The organism is Paraburkholderia sediminicola, assembly GCF_046026675.1.
Taxonomy (GTDB): Bacteria; Pseudomonadota; Gammaproteobacteria; order Burkholderiales; family Burkholderiaceae; genus Paraburkholderia; species Paraburkholderia sediminicola_F.
In genome coordinates, this window is sequence record NZ_JAQQEY010000002.1 from 642,049 (window position 1) to 662,508 (window position 20,460).

Consider the following 20,460-nt stretch of genomic DNA (forward strand, 5'->3'; position numbering starts at 1 on the left):
GGAGGTTGCCATGACCGAGTCGATGACGAGTTTTGTAGTGGGAATCGCGGTGGTGCTATGCATCGTGATATTTACCGCGATACGTTACAGGCGGGAGCACAACGACCAACCGGTCGCCCGCTGGCTGCACGCACATCCGATCAAGGATTGGCTGCACCATAGGCATTGAATGGCGCAACGTGATGTTTGCTATATCGCAATCGACGGAATGCTCTTCATGCAGCGGAGGGCAAACATCGAGCGGCTATGACGAATGCCCGCGATTTTATAGAGCTTCTCGCGCAGAAACCGCTCGTAGCCCGCCGTTCCGTCGACGGCCACTTTGACCAGGTAGTCGTAATCGCCTGACACCAGGTACGCTTCCAGCACCTCGCTCAACGTCGCCAGTTCGGCGCCGAAGCGGGCGAGGGCGTCGTCGTCGTGACGGTCGAGCGTGACTTCGAGCAGCACCACGTCGGCGAAGCCGAGCTTCTGCTGATCGAGCAACGCGACGTAGCCGCGGATGTACCCCTCCGTCTCCAACTGACGTGTGCGATTCCAGCATGCCGTGGTCGACATGCCGACCAGCTCAGCGAGCTCGGCATTGCTCAGGCGCGCGTTCTTCTGCAACTCGCGCATGATCTTCCGATCCTGATTGTCCAGTGGGCGATTTCGGGTGGTCATGGCATTCTCGGAAGTTTGTTCGGTTAAATGCCATTCTAGCGGAAGAACATCCTGCAGTAGTTGGGTAGACGCATTGCTTTAGGAAGCATATCCAGCCTGCGTCCGGGTATATTTTCAGGGTGCATTCATGCCCGGGACAACCGTCCGGGCCGCCGGCCTCGGGCCTGCGGTCTTGTGCGGCCACAAGCTGCCATCCGGTGTCTCGCTGCCTTCACAGGAAGACAGCACGCGGGCGAATTCCGGCGTTACCAGCGCCGGAAGACGCGCTCGCCGGGCATGGTGCATTTTCTTAACCGAATGCTTGCCGGCACCAACCGTCCGTACGCCGTCCTTGAACGATCTTCGAGCGCGGCGGCGGCGCGCAATGCTGGCGAAGCCGCAAACTGGCCCACCGATGTCGATTCAGCTGTACGTTTCATTTCTCCTCGCTTCCCTCGTTCTCGTTTATTCCCCTGGTCCGGTCAATGTACTGACGATGAGTCAGGCGCTCAGCGCCGGCTGGCGCGCCGCGTTGCCCTGCGTGTGGGGCGGCACCTGCGCAGTGTTATTGCAGTTGGCGTTCACCGCGCTCTGTTTGAACTCGTTGCTGCTGATCGACGCGCGCGCTCTGATCGCGCTGCGCTGGGCCGGCGCGATCTATCTCGTGTATCTCGGTTGCAAGCAATGGCGCAGCGGCAGCCTGGCGGCGTCCGCTGGCACGGATCAGCACAGCAGTCTGTTCTGGCGCGGGTTCGCTACGTCCGGGCTCAATCCGAAGACGCTGTTGTTCTTCCCGTCGTTTTTCCCGCAGTTCATTAGCGCGCCTTCGGATGAGGTGCACTGGTCCGCGAATCAGCAATATCTCCTGCTCTCCGCGACGTTTACGCTGGTGTTTGCGCTAGGCGTGGCATCGACAGCGGTGTTTTCGCACCGCTTGCGCACGGTGTTGCAACGACCGAAGCGGCTGCGAGCGGTCAATCGATTGATGGGCAGTTTGCTGGTCGGCATGGGCGCGTTGATGGCGGCGGTGCGCTGATCGTGTTCAGCTTGTCTTGGTCGGCGCTCTGGTTGCGCTTTGAACCGCAACATTGCGATACACGTCGCGACAGAATTGCATGCTGCCCTCATGCGCGCCATTGACGGTGGCAGCTATATGCACAGCATGCACAGCACTTTCAACAGGTTCAGGCACCGGTGGATTGATGAGGGCGGCGTCCACGGCAAGTGGATCGGTCGGCGAGGCTCGCATGATGCCGATGCCCTTGATCGTTACGGCGAGGCAGGGGTCCGGCACGAGCGGACCGTGAGTGGCGGCGACGTTGAAATTGATGTTCAGCGTCCAGAAGCCCTCGTGAATGTTCTGATGGATGATCACTGCCTTCACCACGTCCTGATGTGACAGCGTGTATTCGTCGTGTGCCATCGGTCCCTCCTTGCTCGTACGCAGTTTGTGCGTGCGTGTGCAGATATGGCATTTTGCGCGGGCTAATAGGCCTACTTTTACGCACAGTTTTTGTACAGCGCAAGCGAAAAGGCAGATGCGTCGACGCGTGACTTCGCGCTGACGGCGAGGAGGGTGACGCCGAGGGGTTCGAAGATATCGGGGCGCGCGGCCGCCGGGATAGGCAGGGCCGCGCGGAATGACCTTCAGGTGAACTGCGTCCGTTGCAAAGGATTAATGGAAAATGAGGTACAGGATAACCAGTACGATCAGCGGGACGCCAAGAAGCCAGCCAAGAAGGTAAGGCATGATGTGATCTCCTTTCGTATCAACGTTTGAATACGATGGTGACTCAGCATCCGGCGTGCCCGACTGGATTCGTCTGCCGACACGGGCCTGCGGAAGAGGCCAGAATCCCCCACTAATCAAGGCAAATTCTCCCTCAGCACAATACTGAACTGCACCGGCTTAACGTCACTCATCGCATCGCGCTTCTCACGCACGTTGCGGAAAATCCGCAAACAATTCCCCACCATTGCCTGCGGTGTTTGTGTGATCAACGCATCCATCGTCCCGTCGATCAGCAGTGCTCTCGTGTCAGGCGTCAATCCGTGCCCGACAAACAGGATCTTCTGTTCGGAACGCGCTTCCACAATCGCGCGAGCGACGCCGTCCGATCCGCCACCGCTGTTGTAGATCCCCGCGAGATCGGGATGCTGATCCAGCAACCTGCGCGTCTGAACATAGTTCCGCTCGCTGTCGTCGTGCCCTTCGCGTAAGCCTATTACTCTGACCAAAGGAAACGTCGATTCGACCAGGTGCAGAAAACCGATCTCACGTTCCTCATGCCCACGATAGTTGAGGCTGCCTGCCAGCATCGCAATCTTCCCACTCGGCCGCGGCCCCATGAAGCGTCCCAGCAGCAGCGCGGCTGTGCGCCCCGCAGAGCGATTGTCGATGCCCACATACGCCAGCCGCCGCGCATTCGACAAATCGGAAATCAGCGTAATCGCCGGCACGCCCTGATCGGCCAGCGTATTCACTGCATCGCGCACGACGGGATGCTCGAGCGCCATGAACACCACGCCGTCCGAACGTTGTCCGTAATGCAGTAGACGGTCGGCGAGTTCTATCGGGTTGAAACTCTCGACGTAATGGACGCGGCATTTCATGTCCAACGCGTTCCACTGATCGTGCGCGAAGTCGATGTAGTCGCCGAGCATGTGCAAATAGCGATTGGTGCCGGCGGGTAGAAGAAACGCAATGCGCATGGGTCTTGACGCAGGCGCTGCGGGCGCTTCCGGCGTCAGCAGATAGCCGAGTTGCGCCGCCGCTTGAAGGACACGTTGCGCAGTGACGGCGCGCACGCCTTCGCGGCCATTGAGTACGCGATCCACCGTGGCGGTCGAGACGCCGGCGGCGCGCGCAATGTCGGGAATACGCGCCCGTGCAGCGGCGGTGAGGAGAAGCGGTTCGGACATAGCCGTCCTTCGCAGAGTGAAAGTCCATCAAAAACCATCAGATTCGCGGTTTGACAGCGGTTGCCACGCAAGCCTAGTCTTGCAGCTATCGCACGACAACTGATACGCAGTGACCGGAAATCAAGCCGGTGTCAGTGGGTGTTGATGGTTTTTGATGGGTTCAACAGTCACATCAATTATAAGCAAGGAGACACCCAAATGACCAACCTCGCGAGACGCACGTTGCTGCGTGCCGCTGCCGCCGTGCCCGTTGTCGGCGCGCTGGGCTTTCCGGCGATCGTGCGCGCAGCGTCCGGTCCGGAATTCGTGTTCAAGTACGGCAACAATCTGCCGCTCACGCATCCGCTGAACGTGCGCTCGCAGGAAGCGGCCAATCAGATCAAAGAGGCGTCGAAGGGGCGCATGGAGATCCGGATATTCCCTAACAACCAGCTTGGCGGCGATACCGACATGCTCGCGCAAGTGCGCAGCGGCGGCATTGAGATGTTCACGCCGTCAGCGCTGGTGGTCTCGACACTCGCACCATCGGTGGCGATCAATGCAGTCGGCTTCGCCTTCAGCGACTACAACCAGGTGTGGAGTGCGATGGACGGCAAGCTCGGCGCTTACGTGCGAGCTGCGATGCAGAAGGCCGGGCTCGAGTCGTTCGAGAAGATGTGGGACAACGGTTTTCGTCAGACCACCACCAGCAACGGCCCGATTACCAGCGCGCAAAACATGCGTGGTCTGAAGATCCGCGTGCCGGTCAGCCCGCTTAGCATCGACATGTTCAAGGGCCTCGGCGCGGCACCGACCAGCCTGCAATTCAGCGAAGTCTATTCGTCGCTGCAAACGCATATCGTCGATGCTCAGGAAAACCCGCTGCCGATCGTGCAGGTCGCGAAGCTCTACGAAGTGCAGAAGTACTGTTCGCTTACCAACCACATGTGGGATGGCTACTGGTTCGTGTTGAACCCGCGCGCGTGGCAACGCTTGCCGAAGGACTTGCAAGGCATCGCCAGCGATGCGTTCAATCAGGGCGCGTTGAAACAACGCGAAGACGTTCGCAAGCTCAACGACGCTGCTGTCGCGGATCTGCAAAGCAAAGGACTGGCGATCAACCGTCCGACGCCGGATTCCTTCCGCGCCGCGCTGCGTCAAGCGGGTTTTTACGCCGAATGGAAGACCAAGTTCGGCACGCAGGCGTGGGACCTGCTCGAACAGTCGGTCGGCAAGTTGGCTTAACGGTACGCCGTGAGCGCTGAGCCCCGACCGTGCGGCACATGGGCGAGCATGAGACGAAACGCGGCGAGCGGTCGCGAGGAGGCATCCGTATGGCGAATCACGCATTGAATCCTGCCGAGGCGGCCGTCGCGTTGCACGCAGCGAGCCTGCCGCGTCGCTGGCTGAGCGCCTTCGATCGCGGTCTGATTGCGCTCGTTGAAGTCTGTGCGGCGGCGCTGCTGGCGGTGGAGATTGTCGTGATGCTGGCGGGCGTGATCTGCCGCTATGCGCTGCACCAACCGCTGGTGTGGTCGGACGAACTCGCCGGGATTCTGTTCCTTTGGCTCGCCATGCTCGGCGCCGTACTCGCGTTGCGACGCGGCGAGCACATGCGGATGACAGCTTTTGTCAGCCGTCTTTCACCGGAGCGGCGCGCATTCGTCGATACGCTGGCGATCGTCGCATCGATCGCATTGCTCGCGCTGTTGATCGGACCCGCATACGACTACGCGTCCGGCGAGGCGGCGATCGTCACCCCCGCTCTGGAGATCAGCAATGCATGGCGCGCGCTCGCGTTGCCGATCGGTGCCGTACTCATGCTGATCGTCGGCTTGATTCGTCTCGCGCAGGTGAGTCGCATGCGCGACGTGCTGATCGTGCTAATGATTGCCGCACTCTTAGGCGTAGTGGCTGTGTTCGGCGGCCCGTGGTTCCAGACACTCGGCAAGGCCAATCTGGTGATCTTCTTTGTCGGCGTGGTCGCGATCGGTATTTTTTCAGGCGTACCCATTGGTTTTTCTTTCGCGCTCGCCACATTCGGCTATCTCGGGCTCTCGACCTTCACGCCGCTCGAGGTTGTAGTCGGTCGCATGGACGAGGGGATGTCTCATCTGGTGTTGCTGGCAGTCCCGCTGTTCGTGTTTCTCGGCTTGCTGATCGAAATGACCGGCATGGCCCGCGCGATGATCGAGTTTCTCGCGAGTCTCGTCGGCCACGTGCATGGCGGTTTGTCGTTCGTGCTGATCGGGGCGATGTATCTGGTGTCGGGCATCTCCGGTTCGAAAGTCGCGGACATGGCGGCAATCGCGCCGGTGCTGTTCCCGGAAATGAAAAAACGCGGCGCCTCAGAAGGTGATCTGGTCGCGCTGCTTGCTACCACCGGCGCGCAAAGCGAAACGATCCCGCCGAGCATTGTGTTGATTACGATCGGTTCGGTGACCGGCCTGTCGATCTCCGCGCTCTTTACCGCAGGGATGCTTCCGGGCGCGGTACTGGCGTTGATTCTGTGCGTGGTGGTGTGGTGGCGCTACCGCAAGGAGGACCTGAGCGGCGCGCAGCGTTTCAGCAAGCGGCAGATCGGGCGTCTGTTCGTCGTGTCGCTGCCCGCGCTGGCGTTGCCGTTCGTGATCAGAATGGCGGTGGTTGAAGGCGTGGCGACAGCGACTGAAGTATCGACCATCGGCATTGCGTATTCAATGGTGATCGGGCTGCTCGTCTACCGGCGGTTCGAATGGACGCGCCTTGGCCGCATGCTGGTGGACGCGGCGACCTTGTCGGGCGCGATCCTGTTCATTATCGGTTGTGCGACGGCAATGGCATGGGCGCTGACGCAGTCCGGCTTCTCGCAGGATCTCGCGCAACTGATGGGCTCGATGCCTGGCGGCGCGTATGGTTTTCTGGCGGTGTCGATCATTGTGTTCGTGATGCTCGGCAGTGTGCTCGAAGGAATCCCCGCCATCGTGCTGTTCGGACCGCTGCTGTTTCCGATCGCGCGACTCGCGGGCGTCAATGAAGTGCACTACGCGATCGTTGTGATTCTCTCGATGGGCGTCGGTCTGTTCTCGCCGCCGTTCGGCGTCGGCTACTACTCGGCGTGCGCGATCAGCAAGGTCAATCCCGATGCGGGCATTCGTCCGATTGTCGGCTATATGGGTGCTTTGATCGTCGGGCTGATCCTGGTCGCGGCGATTCCCTGGATTTCTATCGGTTTTCTCTAAGGTCTCTTTTAAGTCTCGTTACAGGTTCGACATTCGGACGCTGCGTTTCCGCTGCGCCGGGGCGTCGCTCGTCTTTAAAAACTGGCAGCATCGGGAGAGTTTCATGAGTCGTTTCTTTGGCGAGATCCGTCAGGCCGGGTATGTCGTGCGTGATATCGAGGCCGCGATGGACTACTGGAGCCGTGTACTCGGCGTGGGTCCGTGGTTCTACAACGAACGTGTGCCAATCGAGAACTACACGTATCGCGGGCAATCGTACGACGTGCACAACTCGGTGGCACTGGCGAACTCGGGATCGCTGCAGGTCGAACTGATCCAGACACGCAACGATGCGCCGTCTATGTATCGCGACTTTCTTGCCGCGGGCCATACCGGTTTGCAGCACAACGCTTATTGGACCACTACATTCGACGCCGACCTCGCCCGTTTGCAGGCGCAGGGCTTCAAGGTCGCGATGAGTGGCGAGGTGGGACGCAACGGACGCTTCGTTTACTTCGACACTGAAAATCATCCGGGCACGGTGATCGAGTTATCAGAAATCGCCGGGCCGAAAGGCAAACTGTTCGACATGATCTATGCGGCCTCCCGCGATTGGGACGGCCGTGATCCAGTACGCCGGTTTCCCGATCTGGGCGCGCTATGAATGCGACGTTGCAAGGGCAGATCGTCAACGACGATTACGTCGAAGCCGAGTATCTGATCGAGACACCGCTCGATCCCGCGCGCGTCGCCGACGTGATGGCCGGCGAGCAGTCGAGCGGTACCTTTGTGCGCGTTGCCAACGAGTCCGACGCGCTGCGCGCGCGCAGCCGCGCGAGCGTGGTGCGCATCGACGAACTCGAGTCCGCCGCGCAGCCCAGCTTGCCGAGCGCATGGCTCGCGTGTCAGGGTACGCCGGGACCGTGGCGGCGCGCGCGCGTCACGCTGTCGTTTCCGCTGGCCAACATCGACGCGAATCTGCCGACACTCGCCGCGACCGTCGCCGGCAATCTGTATGACCTCGGCGAAGTCACCGGCATGCGGCTGTTGTCGCTGCGCTTGCCGGCGTCATATCGCGCGCGCTTCGAACTGCCGCGTCATGGCGTAGCCGGTACACGGGCGCTGACGCACGTCGCGGGCAGGCCAATTATCGGCACTATCATCAAGCCGAACGTCGGCTTGAGTGCCGAAGAAACTGCGGCGCTCGTCCGCGAGTTATGCGAGGCGGGCGTCGACTTCATCAAGGATGACGAGGTGTGCGCGAATCCCGCACATGCTCCGCTCGCCGAGCGCGTGCGTGCGGTGATGAAAGAAGTGCGCAACTACCGCGAGCGCAGCGGCCGCCCCGTCATGGTCGCGTTCAATATCACCGACGACCTCGACGCCATGTGCCGCCACGCTGAACTCGTCGAGCAGGAAGGCGGCAGTTGCGTGATGGCGAGCATCAACTGGTGCGGCTTTTCCGCGATCCAGACATTGCGCCGCGCAACGCCGCTCGTGCTGCATGCGCATCGCAACGGCTACGGCATGATGTCGCGCGATCCGGCGCTTGGCATGTCGTTTCAGGCGTATCAGACGCTCTGGCGTTTGACCGGTGTCGACCATATGCACGTGCATGGTCTCGCCGGTAAATTCGCGCAGAGTGACACTGAAGTGATCGAGTCCGCGCGCGATTGCGCTACGCCGCTCGTGCCGGATCGTGACGATATCGTGCTGCCTGCGTTTTCGTCGGGACAATGGGCGGGCACCGTGCCGGCGACGTACGACGCCGTGCGTTCCACTGACTTACTGTTCATGTCCGGCGGTGGCATTCTCGCGCATCCGGACGGTCCAGCGGCTGGCGTCACGAGTGTCCGACAGGCATGGGACGCCGTGCAGGCGCGTACGCCGCTGGAGATTTACGCCGAACACTCGCCGGAACTGCGGCGAGCATTGGAATTCTTCGGTGGCCGTACTTAAGCGAGACACGAGAGGCGAGCGGTATGAGTAACATCAGCGGCGGTGGCCCTGCCTATGGCTTCTACGGCGACGACTTTACGGGCGCGACCGACACGCTTGCTCATCTCGCCCGCGCCGGCTTGCGCACTATGCTGTTGTTCGCCCCGCCGGATGCCGCGCGTCTTTCAATGTTAGGCTGGCTTGACGCAATCGGCATTGCAGGTGCGGCGCGGACAATGCCGCCGCACGAGCAGCAGCCGGAGCTTGCGCGCGTGGGGGCCGCGTTCGCTGCGCTTGGCGTGCGCGTGATGCACTACAAAGTGTGCTCGACCTTCGATAGCGCGCCGCAGACCGGCAGCATCGGCGTGGCGATTCGTACGTTGAAAGCGTACTGCGCGAGTCCGTTGGTTGCGGTGGTTGGCGGTCAACCGAATCTGCGTCGCTATTGCGTGTTCGGTGAACTGTTTGCGGCAGCTGGTGCGGACGATCATCGGCAGTCGATCTACAGGATCGACCGTCACCCGACAATGAGCCGTCACCCCGTCACGCCGATGAATGAAGCAGACTTGCGCGTCCATCTGCGGCGTCAAGGGCTGGAAAATGTGCAATCGATCGATTGGCGTTACTACGCACGCGGCGACGCGGCGCTGCAAACAGAGCTGGATGACCGGCTCAAATCGAAGCCTGATGCAGTGCTATTCGACGTACTCGACCAATCTCATTTGCGGATGATTGGCGGCTTGATCACTCGTCATGCCACGACGCAAGCGCCATTGCTTGCGGTTGGGGCGAGCAGCGTGGCGCAGGCTTATGTGTGTGCGCTCAATGATGCGGCTGAACAAGGAGAACGAAGTGCGGCACCCACGCCGCTGGCTCGCGCATGCGGGCCCGTGTTCGTGCTGGCCGGCAGTCTTTCGCCCTTGACCGAAATGCAGATCGCCGCCGCGCATTCTTATCTGCGTGTGGAACTGGACCCGCTGCAAATGACTGGCGATGCCGCGCCGGACTATGTGGCCGCGCGCGTCGCAGCGATCGTCGGGCCGCTGCGTGTTGGGCGCAATGTGCTCGCTTTCACAACGCGCCGCGCGGCGCACGCAGCCGATGACGCACGCAGCGCGTTGCCGCAACTTGCCCACGTGTGTGCCGCGCTGCTGCAAGCGGTACTCGGCAACGTGAAATTGCATCGCATCGGGATTGCAGGCGGAGATACGTCGAGCATCGCCGTCCGCGCACTCGAGGCATGGGGGCTGTCGTATCTCGCGCCCTTGTCGGCAGGTGTCACGGTGTGCCGGCTGCATGCCGACAGGAGCGAACTCGACGGCATGGAGATCATGCTCAAGGGCGGTCAGATGGGCGATGCCGATCTGTTCGAGCAACTGCTGAACGGCTATGCCGGCAACGAGGCAGCCAGCGGCTAACCGTTATCGGCAAGCAACCGTACCCGATGCCGGAACTCGCGCCTGTGATCAAAACAACGTGATGCCGGGTAGCTTTTCCATTGCACTCGGCGGCGTGACAACGTGAACGCGTATCGACAATTGACATAGGAAGGCCGCCGGATATCCGTGCAGCAACTGCATCGATGTCCGGCGGCCGGTTTGGTTTTACTGCTGATCTGATTACGTCAATTCGGCTATATCACGCCGGCAACGAGCAACACAATCACAACGATCAACACGACGCCGATACCACCGGTCGGTGCGTAACCCCATGAACGGCTATGCGGCCACGTCGGAAACGCACCGATGAGGATAAGAATCAGCACAATCAGAAGAATAGTTCCCAACATATTAATGACCTCCGCTTAGGTTCACAGGACCCGCCTGTCACGACAGCCATGGAGCACGCGGTTTAGGCGAGCTTGGGAAAAGGCCGTATCGATGCCTTGGGGTTCAGCAAGCCATGTGCCCAAAGCAGAAGTTCGGCAGCGAATTGTTTAAAACGATCGTCGTTTACTTGCGTCCGTACTGACACGTGCTGGTCTGATGAATCGATCGCCGAGGCGATTCGATTCATGTCTGGAGCGCTGCTCGCGCTGCACAAAAAACTCTCCACGCCCCTTTTCTTCAGACATTTGGCGCGCCTCGCGACGTCCCACGAACGTCCCCCTATCGTTCGAGTCCGTTACGGGCGGTGTTACGTAACGGGAGCGTTACTGCACACGATTTCGCGTCTCTTTCCGCCGGCTTCCCGAGTGACCGGTTCGGATAAAAACTTATATCTAACAAGGGTTTGCCCGATGTCCGCCGGCCAATTGTGAAAGAAATCTGAAGATTGGCATGCTTGCTGCTTTATGGGTAGCGCGGTGCACAAGACAGACAAGACAAGTAGTAAGTGTTTGTGAAGTTCGAATCAACGACTGGCCTGGTCGGGGGTTATCAGGTCAGTCTCCTCAACGCACAAGCGGTGTGATCTTTTGTTCGGATTCGTCGCGGCGGCGTTTTGCCTGAGTACCCAGGTTGGACGGGTGCGAGCGGCTTGTAGTCAATCCCCCATCGTTGTTCCAGGAACGTCCAGTCGTTTTGCTTCGCGCTGGATGGATGAAATCCAGGTTGTGTTGCATTGCGCGCTTCTTCGCGGGCCGGGGCGGTGTTGTTGTCGCGAAGAGCGTGGTGGTGGAAGTACGAGAGACATGAGCTGTTGAAGCGAACACAAGTTGAGCAGCTCGACAAGAACGTTTGGCGCGAGAGACCAGCGCGGGGGATAAGAATGGATACGGCGAATTTTGCGCAGCAAAGAAGAACCATACCGGGGTTGCAAAGCCTGATCGCGCGCTTGCTCGATGTGATGCTCGTCGTCCTCGGGGCGGTGGCCGCTTCGCAAGTGCGATTTGAAGATCTCACGCAAAGCCGTATCGATACTGCCTTCGTTGCATTTGCAGCCGCTTTTACGCTGGTTCTGTTCCCTGCATTCGGTGTGTACGGCTCATGGCGTGGGCGGGCAATGCTGCGCATGGCCGGTCAGGTGTCGCTAGCGTGGTTCGTGGTTCAAGGCTGTGGTCTCGCGCTGATGTTCTCGCTGCATCGCACGGATTTCATCTCGCGTCTCTGGTTTGCCTATTGGATGGCAATGACAGGCGGTGCGCTGATTGCGTCGCGTTTGACTGTGCACGCCGTGCTCGCACGGGTCCGGCACGCAGGGATGAATCTCCGCCGGGTTGCGGTGGTGGGATGTGGGTCGCATTGCCATCAGGTCGTGCGCAATATCGAGGGCTCGACGACTAGCGGATTTCGCGCAGTGGCGGCCTTCGATGTGCGGCCGGTGATGGGAACGATAGGTTCAGGCGTGCCGGTGTACGACGACATCGTCAAGTTCGCCGCATACGTGAGATCTCACGACGTGCAGGAGTTGTGGCTTGCGTTGCCGCTCTCTGAAGAACGTACGCTGTCGCGCTTTGTGGCTGAGTTTCGCGACGACCTCGTGAACGTGCGCTTTGTACCTGATATGCGCAGCGTTGCGTTGTTTGATAGCGGCATGATCGATTTGATCGGTATGCCTGCGATCAACCTGGTTGCGTCGCCGGTGCCGGCTCGCGCTTTGGTGAAGAAAGAGATTTTCGATCGTGCGTTTGCGGCTTGTGCGCTGGTTGCGCTTGCCCCGGTGATGATCGCGATTGCGTTCGCCGTCAAGCTGTCTTCGCGTGGACCGGTGTTATTCACGCAGAAACGCAAGGGCGCGGACGGACGCATCTTCAAGATCTACAAGTTTCGCTCGATGCGTCCTCACGCCGTGGAAACGGGCGTGGTGAAACAGGCCACGCGAGGGGATCCGCGTATTACGCGAGTGGGTGCGTTTCTCAGACGTACCAGCCTGGATGAGTTGCCGCAGTTCTTCAATGTACTGCGCGGCGATATGTCGGTAGTGGGGCCTCGGCCCCATGCGATTGAACATGACGAGCTTTATCAGAAAGTGGTGAACGGCTACATCCATCGGTACCGGATAAAGCCGGGGATCACAGGGTGGGCACAGATCAACGGATTCAGAGGAGAGACAGACCAGATCGAGAAGATGCAAGGACGCGTCGAACACGATCTGTATTACCTGCGCAATTGGTCGTTCGGGCTCGACATGCGGATTGTCGGAGCGACGATAGCGAAGGGTCTGGTTCATAGCAACGCGTACTGACACCTGCACACAAAAAAAATACATGGCCATGAAATTACGCGGACAACAACCCCGATCGGCGCCGCACGCGCTGGGGCTTGCGGCAGCCTTCGCGTTTTCCGCTTCGGCGCACGCGGCCGACCCTGCGCTCAGTGCGCTCGGGCAGGCGGGTGGTTTGGTGATTCCGTATGCGTGTGCACTGCCCGAGGGGACTGGGGAGGCTCAATACAACAACTACATTGACCCGAGGTACGGAAAACAGGCGACAGGTTCTCAAGTTTACTGGGGCGCTTTCGGGCTGCTGCCTTACGTTGAGGTTTCCGGAGGGCTGGCCAACTATCCGACGGTGAAGGCAGTTCAATTCTCCGGCGAGGAACATTTCCTGTTCCGCCATTTGATGGCCAATGTCAAGCTCGAAGTACCGAAGTTCTTTAAGTATCAACCGAGCATCGCATTCGGCATTAGCGACATTGGCGGCCAGACTCACTTCTTCCGTTCGAAATACGGCGTGGTGTCGCAAGCATTTGGACCGGTGACGTTGACCGCCGGTTATGGCCAGGGCGATCGCCTCGATGGTTTGTTCGGCGGCGCGCAGGTCTCGCTGTGGAACACGGGATTGTCGCTGCTTGCAGAAGACGATTCGAAGACGCCTTATGCCGGCGTGCGCTATCAGTCTCCGCAGATTAGCTGGCTAGCCGATGCGAACGTGATTGGTACGTTCATGCGTTCGATCCGCTCGACGGATGGCGTGTCGCCTCGGACGTCGTTCTCGGTGGGCATTCAGATTCCGTTGGGCAAACGCTTTGGCAGTGCGCGTTGTGCAGACGGCTTGTGCGAGGGCCCGCAAGTGCCGGTAGCCCAGACTGCGGACGCCGACGATGACGGCCCCATCCGCCTCGCCAGCCTGCAGCCGGTGGACATGCGTGCTGCTACCGCTAACAACAACCCGCTGGCCGCAGCGCCGATTACGTATGTACCGCCGCTGCAGTCGTACGCGTCTGTGATGCTGAGTGACGTGACGGCGGCCAAATCGTCTGATGCGCAGTCTCCCGCCATCCCGGAAGCGCTGGACACTTCTGCGCTCGACGAAATCGCCGCGCAATTGTTTGCCGCTGGTCTCGAGCGCGTGCGTGTCGGGATGAGCGGCCGCGATCTGGTGGTCGAGTACGAGAACCACCGATACAACCAGAACGAAGCCGACGCGCTCGGCATTGTGCTTGGTGTGGCGAGCGTGAATGCGCCGCACGGCACGGACAAGATTCATGTGGTCATCAAGAAGGCCAATGAGCCATTAGGCGAAGTCATTGTCGATCGCGATGCATTTGCGCAGTTCGTTGATGGCGGCGCGCCGACGGCCGCAAGCGCGTCAATGACGATGCGCACGCGTCCGACATATGACGCGGATTCGATCGCATGGCATGGCAACGAGCACACGCATGGACTGACGCGGATTCAGATCGAACCGATCGTCAGTTACCTGTACGGCACCGAATACGGCGTCTTCGACGTCTCGCTTGGCGCAAACATTGAAGGATTCGTACCGCTGTGGCGTGGCGCCGAATTGTATGCGAGTTATATCGCACCGATCTACAACACGAAAAACATGGACGAAGGCCGCGTGTTCAGCAATTACCGATTGCGCGGCGGTTTGAATGCGGTCGCATTGGCACAAAGCTTCTGGATCGTGCCGCAAGTGTTCAACGTGGCATCGGTCGGCAAGTTCGATTACTCGTATGTGGGCGTGCAAAACGAAACAACGGTGTTCGTGCCGGGCCGTCCTGATCTGATTCGCTTGCGGCTTGCCTATTTGCACCATGAGCCGGGCCATGACGAATTGCCGAGTGAGAAGAATGCCGAGCTGACTTATCGCTGGGTGCAGCCGTCCTGGAAGTTGTGGATCGAAGCGGGCGTGGCGCGCTTTGTCGGTGGAGACAAGGGGCCGGTCGCAACGCTGACGCGATGGTTCGACGACGTATCGGTGAGCGTGCATGGCGAGCATAGCGGACAGGGCACGTTTGTGGGCGCTGCAATTAGCTTCCCGCTGACGTTGCGCCAGGGGATGAAGCCGGGGATCAGCCAGGTGTACGGCTCTGAACAGTTCGGACTTGATTTCCGCACGCGGGTGGGATCGACGAATTACCTGTCGACCAATGCGGACCAAAACATGACTTTCCCGTATAGCACGCAGCAGTACTTGCTGAATCAGGGCCGCTTTAGCGGCGAGTACTTCTCAACTCAGCTCTACCGGATGCGTGATGCGTATCTGCGTTACGGGCGGCCTGGTAGTGATGGTACGAAGCCGAAGCCGCAAGTGAGTGTGCCTGCTGTATCGACGGGCGCCGGGCTTTCACATGGCGTCTGCGGAAACGGTTTGCAGGGTGTAAGCGACGGACGGGCGCTGGTGCCGGTCAATTGTGAATGATTTCTTTGGAGATAGGCGATGAAGCTTCTAAACGGCGCCACGCTGCGCACGCTGCAGTTCGGATCGATAGTGCTTGCGACCAGTGCGCTGGTTGCATGCGGTGGTGGAACTAGTAGCGGCGGCTCGCCGGTCGGGACGGTGGGTGGTACGGCCGCTGTCGGCGCGGCACTGGCTAACGCGAGCATCACGCTGACTTGCAAGAACGGTTCGGGTAGTGCGACCGCTAATGCCAGCGGCGCTTATACGGCGACGTTCGCGTTTGATGGTCCTTGCACGATTACGGCGACCGGCGGCGCGGTCACGATCCATTCGTTCGCGGCCGGTGCGGGTACGTACAACGTGACGCCGCTGACAGAGTTGTTGTTGGACTACCTCGCGGGGCAGTTGGGTACGACGGTTAGCGGGTTGCTCGCGGGGATTAATTCCAACTCGTCGTATCAGAGCGCGCTGTCGAATAGCACGGTGATTGCGAACGCTCAGGCGGCAGTTGTGACGCTGATTAAGAACACGTATGGGATCACGCTTTCCTCTTCGTCGTTCTTGACGGTCACGTTTACGCCGGGCGCTCCGGGCGCGGATGCGGACCTCGATACGTTGTTGACGGCTGGAGCGATTACTAGCAACGGTCAACCTGCTGCGTCGCTCTCGAGCGCCGCAACGGCAGCGGGTGCTGCAGCACCGATTTCCACCGGAAGCGGTGGCAATGGATCAACGGGGGGTACGGGCGGCACTGGCGGTACGGGCACTACGACCAAATGAGTGCGGCGCGTCACTGGTTGAGATGCAAGACATTCGATCGTATTCACGCGTTACGGTAAGACGTTACGTAACGCCGGTCGGGGTCCTACTTCCTGTCGAATCAAATTTGACACGCTATAGGAATAGGACCCGCTTATAGCGGTCCTTACCCGCGTAAACGTTCTCGGAAGCGATGGGGAAAGCGGATGAATTGATTGGCACAGTTAATGCTCAATGAAGTCGGTCATCGTGAAGTACCGCAGGGGTAGGGAAATGTGGCCCCACGCAATGTGACGATGAACTGTACGCGAAGCTTCCACACCATAGCGGCGCCGGCAGGTTGTCTTCCGCGAGAGATGATTCAACAGGCTATGTCGTGATCGGTAGTAGTTGTGGGCACAACAGAATTGATAGACGACGCCTTCCGAGTGTGTCGATCAGTTCGGAAGAGGCAGTTCAGTGAGGTGACGGCTGATTGACCAGCGGGACCTGTTTGCCCCATCGCCACCATGTAGCGCGGCTTAAGCCTCATCCGAAAAATAAATTGTCCCGCAAGTGCGGGATACACGGGGAAACATCGTATGTCCATGCGTTCCATATGCTTTGTGCAAAGCCAAAGAGGATTTCAACGACTATTCGTGCGTCTCGGCCTGATAGTACTGCCGGTCTTCACTATGTTGTCCGCGTGTAGTGTTGCCCCGGGGATGAAGATGTCCACCCCGGCCGTAGTCGCGATCAAAGACGGCAGTGACGCTCAAACACCGACTACCGATCTCAAGATTCCGATCACCGACATCGATCTTTCGACGATCCAGGCGGCGCGCGAAGCCGAAGATAACCCGGCGTTCTTGCGGTTGGAAAACTCGAGTGGCGCGGCAGATCTCTATACAGTCGGCCGTGGGGACGTGCTTCAAATCACTGTATGGGACCACCCCGAGCTAGCTCTTGCGCAGGGAGCGCAGCCGCCATCTACGACGCAAAAGGCAGCGGATCCCGGGACCGGCTTCGTAGTTGATCAGTCGGGCAATCTGCAATTTCCGTTTGCGGGTCGTCTGCACGTCGAAGGGCTACAACCGCAGGAGATTCAGTCAAAGCTGACTGCCGAGTTGGCCAAAACCTTCAACGATCCGCAGGTGACGGTGCGTGTGTCGTCGTATCGCTCGAAACAGGTGTACATAGACGGCGAGGTCCGGGCGCCGGGTGTTCAGGTTCTGAATGACGTACCAATGAACTTGTACGAAGCGATTAACCGAGCGGGCGGATTTAGCCCGACCGCAGATCAGAGCAGACTGATGCTCGTTCGAAACGGGGAGTCGTTTCGTATTAACTTGTCGAAAATCCTTCAGGAAGGATACAACCCGGCCAAGCTCGTCCTTCGTCAAGGGGACCTCCTGCGCGTTCTGTCACGCGAGGATAGCGGGGTATTCGTAATGGGCGAAGTTAATAAGCCGACAGTTGCTGTGCCCTTACGCGACGGCAGGCTGACATTGAGCGACGCCTTGGCGCAGGCGGGTAGTCTGAACACATCGAGTTCCGACCCGTCGCAGGTCTACGTCATTCGTGGATCCGCCGATAAGAATTTTAAGGTGTTCCACCTCGACGCAAAATCGCCGGTTTCCATGCTTCTCGCCAATCAGTTCAATCTGCAGACCAATGACGTTGTCTACGTCGACGGCAATGGATTGGTGCGATTTAGCCGTGTTCTGAGCTTGCTCATTCCGGCCATCAATGCAGGTCTGACCGCCGCGATTGCGACTAAATAGTCGCGTGACTGAGAAGTTTGCGAAACCTAACGAAATGCTGCAGGCAAAAATGAGCACATCAGTACTTGTCCTTTGCGATGGAAACTTGTGCCGTAGCCCAATGGCCGTTGGAATTCTTTCGCACCGCCTGCCGGAGCTGAGTATCAGATCAGCCGGCATTAGCGCGGTAGTAGGCCACCGCGCCGACCCTCTCGCGAGAGAGCTTCTAATTGAACGGGGCATCAACATCGATGGACATATTGCTCGCCAGGTAACCCTGAGTATGGTCACGGATGCGACGGTGATATTTGTAATGACTGAAGTCCAGAAGCGATTCTTTGAGTCTCGTTACTCCTTCTCCACTGGACGGGTTTTTCGACTTGGACATCATCGCGGGATTGATGTGATCGACCCCTATCGTAAAGGCCGTTTAGTTTTCGAACGTGTCTTGTCTACTATCGACACTGCGCTCGACGACTGGTATGTGGCGCTGCGCGAAATGAACGCAACGGTAATGTGAAAATGACCAATTTAAAAGACATTCGGCTCCTCGAGGAAAAGACAGACGATGATCTGAGCATCGGCGAGTATATCGCTGTGCTTCAGAACAACAGGAAGCTGATATTAATTGTCACACTTGTTGTAACGGTGCTGAGCGTAGCGTACGCGATCATTGCGAAGCCTGTTTACCGTGCAAACATGGTTGTTCAGGTTGAGGACTCGGATACCTCCGCGGCGCTATTAGGAGACCTGGCGCCGCTGCTTGGTGCCAAGTCTGAAACGACGGCGGAAATTGAGATCCTCCAGTCACGGCTGGTACTTGCGCAGACGGTCTCAAAACTGAAGTTGTACATCTATTCAAAGCCGAAATACTTTCCGGTCATCGGTCGCTGGCTTGCACGCCGCGCTGAAGATCACGATTTGGCAAATTTGCCGGTGGGTTCTCTAGCCAAACCCCTCCTTGGTCTCGAAAGCTTCGCGTGGGGTGGCGAGAAAATAAAAGTGGAACGCTTCGACGTTCCGAAAACCTATGTCGAAAGCAAATTCACGTTGGTTTCAGACGGCGGAGACAAATATCATCTGCTGGACAGCGATAACGACGTTGTGCTAAATGGCGTGGTTGGCCATGAGGCTCATGGCCGGGTGGATGATGGTCCCGTTACGTTTATGGTGAGTGCACTCAATGCCCGCCAGAACACGAAGTTTAACCTCCTGCGCTATTCGGAATCGGAACGCATTGAAGATCTCCAGGACAAACTGGTTATCGCAGAGCAGGGTAAGCAGTCTGGCATTCTTGAGACGACCCTGGACGGGACCGATGCTGAAGAGACCACGGACACGTTAAACGCGATTGCCGACGAGTACGTGTATCAAAACGTTCAACTGAATACCGCCGAGACTGAGAAAACACTGGTCTTTCTGGACCAGCAACTTCCTGCGCTTAAGAAGGAGTTGGAGTCGTCAGAGGAGCGATATAACAATTTTCGAAACCGCAGCGGGACAGTTAGTTTGAGCGAAGAGGCGAAACTAGTTCTGCAACAATCGGTGGATGCCAACGCTACGCTGCTTGAGTTGAAGCAGAAACGCATGGAACTCCTGCAGCGATTCAATCCCGCAAGTCATAACGTCGCGACTATCGACAGCCAGATTAGCGCAGCGCAAGACCAAGTCGGGGTGCTCTCGCACCGCATCACGGCACTGCCAGATCTTGAACAATCCGCCTTGCGACTCATGCGGGACGTTACCGTCAATACTGACTTGTACACCGGATTACTGAATAGCGCGCAGCAACTCAAGGTTCTTAAGGCAGGAAAAGTCGGCAACGTTCGGATCGTGGATCGTGCCGTCCAGCCGGAAAAACCTATCAGACCAAAGAGGCCTTTGGTTGTCGCGCTTGGCGTCGTCCTGGGTTTGATTCTTGGTACCGTTGCGGCCTTTATCAACCGGGCGATTGTCCGCGGTGTAGAGGACGGCGACGTCATTGAGCGTGCAACGGGCGTGAGCATCTTCGCAGCAATTCCGCAAAGCGAACAGCAGTCAGCATTGGAAAACGCAATGCGCAAAGGCGAAGAGGGGATATTTGCTCTTGCCAATGTTCGACCGGACGATCCAACCATAGAGAGCGTCCGCAGCCTTCGGACATCGTTGCAATTCGCCATGCTAAATAGCACGAACAATATTGTCGTCGTTACTGGTCCGAGCCCAGGAGTAGGAAAGTCGTTCATCGGGTCTAACCTAGCGGCAGTGCTGGCAACATCAGGTAAGCGTGTTCTGTTGGTCGACGCGGACATGCGGCGAGGCCACCTCCATCAATTCTTCGGCACGCCCCGGGAGGATGGATTGTCGGAGTTGATCTTGGGCACCCATACCGTGGAACAGGCGACTCGGCGGCAGGTATTGAAGAACCTTGACTTGATAACAACAGGAACTGTTCCGCCGAATCCTGCCGAATTACTTCTCGCTGACCGGTTTGCCAAGTTACTTCAACAACTGGCTTCTTCTTATGACATTGTCCTCGTCGACACGCCACCTGTGCTTGCGGTGACGGACGCGGCAATTGTGGCGAAATTAGCTGGTACGACGCTCCTGGCGCTACGTCACGGACAGCATCCGTTGCCCGAAATTGCAGAAGCGGTAAGACGGCTGCGGCAAGGGGGCGCCGTGCTTAAGGGGGCCATCTTCAACGGAATTCCGCGCAGGGTTATTGGCTACGGCAGATATTACGGCGGGTACTACACGTACCAATACGGTCGTATCAAAAAGTAGTTGCGGC

Annotated in this window: 17 protein-coding genes; 13 read left to right on the forward strand and 4 right to left on the reverse strand. The window is 58.7% G+C overall.

What is annotated here, in order from left to right; genetic code table 11:
* The first annotated feature begins 10 nt into the window (after positions 1-10).
* Entirely contained in the window at positions 11-169 is a 159-nt protein-coding gene (locus tag PQQ86_RS22780; RefSeq protein ID WP_408271960.1) for a hypothetical protein, read from the forward strand.
* 20 nt (positions 170-189) lie between these two features.
* Here PQQ86_RS22780 and PQQ86_RS22785 read toward each other — a convergent pair whose 3' ends face one another.
* Entirely contained in the window at positions 190-663 is a 474-nt protein-coding gene (locus PQQ86_RS22785) for an Lrp/AsnC family transcriptional regulator (RefSeq protein WP_054035587.1), read from the reverse strand.
* Positions 664-1,057: 394 nt separating this feature from the next.
* Here PQQ86_RS22785 and PQQ86_RS22790 point away from each other — a divergent pair, with 394 nt between their 5' ends.
* A complete protein-coding gene (locus PQQ86_RS22790; protein ID WP_408271965.1) occupies positions 1,058-1,678 on the forward strand; it encodes a LysE family translocator in 621 nt (206 codons plus the stop codon).
* A gap of 6 nt (positions 1,679-1,684) precedes the next feature.
* On the opposite strand, the gene PQQ86_RS22795 is transcribed toward PQQ86_RS22790, so the two are convergent.
* Both PQQ86_RS22795 and PQQ86_RS22800 read right to left on the reverse strand, forming a co-directional pair.
* The gene (locus PQQ86_RS22795; RefSeq protein ID WP_408271967.1) at positions 1,685-2,065 is read right to left on the reverse strand and encodes a hypothetical protein; all 381 of its coding nucleotides are present in this window, start codon (positions 2,063-2,065) and stop codon (positions 1,685-1,687) included.
* Between the two features lie 443 nt (positions 2,066-2,508).
* Positions 2,509-3,564: a LacI family DNA-binding transcriptional regulator gene (locus PQQ86_RS22800; protein WP_408271970.1), complete on the reverse strand. Its 1,056-nt coding sequence runs from the start codon at positions 3,562-3,564 to the stop codon at positions 2,509-2,511.
* 198 nt (positions 3,565-3,762) lie between these two features.
* Between PQQ86_RS22800 and PQQ86_RS22805 the strand changes: the two genes are divergently transcribed.
* From PQQ86_RS22805 to PQQ86_RS22825, 5 genes are all read left to right on the forward strand, one after another.
* Positions 3,763-4,788 (forward strand): TRAP transporter substrate-binding protein, encoded by a 1,026-nt coding sequence (locus tag PQQ86_RS22805; RefSeq protein WP_408271972.1) that lies wholly within the window; start codon positions 3,763-3,765, stop codon positions 4,786-4,788.
* Positions 4,789-4,877: 89 nt separating this feature from the next.
* On the forward strand, positions 4,878-6,764 hold the full coding sequence (locus tag PQQ86_RS22810; protein ID WP_408271974.1) for a TRAP transporter large permease: 1,887 nt from the start codon (positions 4,878-4,880) through the stop codon (positions 6,762-6,764).
* Between the two features lie 103 nt (positions 6,765-6,867).
* On the forward strand, positions 6,868-7,407 hold the full coding sequence (locus PQQ86_RS22815; RefSeq protein WP_408271977.1) for a VOC family protein: 540 nt from the start codon (positions 6,868-6,870) through the stop codon (positions 7,405-7,407).
* Positions 7,404-8,702: a ribulose-bisphosphate carboxylase large subunit family protein gene (locus tag PQQ86_RS22820; RefSeq protein WP_408271980.1), complete on the forward strand. Its 1,299-nt coding sequence runs from the start codon at positions 7,404-7,406 to the stop codon at positions 8,700-8,702. Before PQQ86_RS22815 ends, PQQ86_RS22820 begins: the two co-directional genes overlap by 4 nt.
* A gap of 23 nt (positions 8,703-8,725) precedes the next feature.
* On the forward strand, positions 8,726-10,099 hold the full coding sequence (locus tag PQQ86_RS22825; RefSeq protein WP_408271983.1) for a four-carbon acid sugar kinase family protein: 1,374 nt from the start codon (positions 8,726-8,728) through the stop codon (positions 10,097-10,099).
* 215 nt (positions 10,100-10,314) lie between these two features.
* Here the strand turns inward: PQQ86_RS22825 and PQQ86_RS22830 are convergent, their stop codons facing one another.
* Positions 10,315-10,470 carry a DUF3309 family protein gene (locus PQQ86_RS22830; RefSeq protein ID WP_175049097.1) on the reverse strand — a complete coding sequence of 52 codons (156 nt, stop codon included), beginning with the start codon at positions 10,468-10,470 and terminating at the stop codon, positions 10,315-10,317.
* A 920-nt stretch (positions 10,471-11,390) separates the two neighbouring features.
* On the opposite strand from PQQ86_RS22830, the gene PQQ86_RS22835 reads away from it, so the two are divergent.
* The 6 genes from PQQ86_RS22835 to PQQ86_RS22860 all read left to right on the forward strand — a co-directional run bounded on the left by PQQ86_RS22835 (position 11,391) and on the right by PQQ86_RS22860 (position 20,453).
* Positions 11,391-12,806: an undecaprenyl-phosphate glucose phosphotransferase gene (locus PQQ86_RS22835; RefSeq protein WP_408271987.1), complete on the forward strand. Its 1,416-nt coding sequence runs from the start codon at positions 11,391-11,393 to the stop codon at positions 12,804-12,806.
* Between the two features lie 22 nt (positions 12,807-12,828).
* Positions 12,829-15,207 (forward strand): YjbH domain-containing protein, encoded by a 2,379-nt coding sequence (locus PQQ86_RS22840; RefSeq protein WP_408271990.1) that lies wholly within the window; start codon positions 12,829-12,831, stop codon positions 15,205-15,207.
* An 18-nt stretch (positions 15,208-15,225) separates the two neighbouring features.
* Positions 15,226-15,966, forward strand: coding sequence for a carboxypeptidase regulatory-like domain-containing protein (locus tag PQQ86_RS22845; protein WP_408271993.1), 741 nt, complete (start codon positions 15,226-15,228; stop codon positions 15,964-15,966).
* 689 nt (positions 15,967-16,655) lie between these two features.
* On the forward strand, positions 16,656-17,708 hold the full coding sequence (locus PQQ86_RS22850; RefSeq protein ID WP_459252432.1) for a polysaccharide biosynthesis/export family protein: 1,053 nt from the start codon (positions 16,656-16,658) through the stop codon (positions 17,706-17,708).
* Positions 17,709-17,757: 49 nt separating this feature from the next.
* Positions 17,758-18,207, forward strand: a complete 450-nt coding sequence (locus PQQ86_RS22855) for a low molecular weight protein-tyrosine-phosphatase (protein ID WP_408271996.1) — start codon at positions 17,758-17,760, stop codon at positions 18,205-18,207.
* Positions 18,208-18,209: 2 nt separating this feature from the next.
* Positions 18,210-20,453 carry a polysaccharide biosynthesis tyrosine autokinase gene (locus PQQ86_RS22860; protein WP_408271998.1) on the forward strand — a complete coding sequence of 748 codons (2,244 nt, stop codon included), beginning with the start codon at positions 18,210-18,212 and terminating at the stop codon, positions 20,451-20,453.
* The last annotated feature ends 7 nt before the right edge of the window (positions 20,454-20,460 follow it).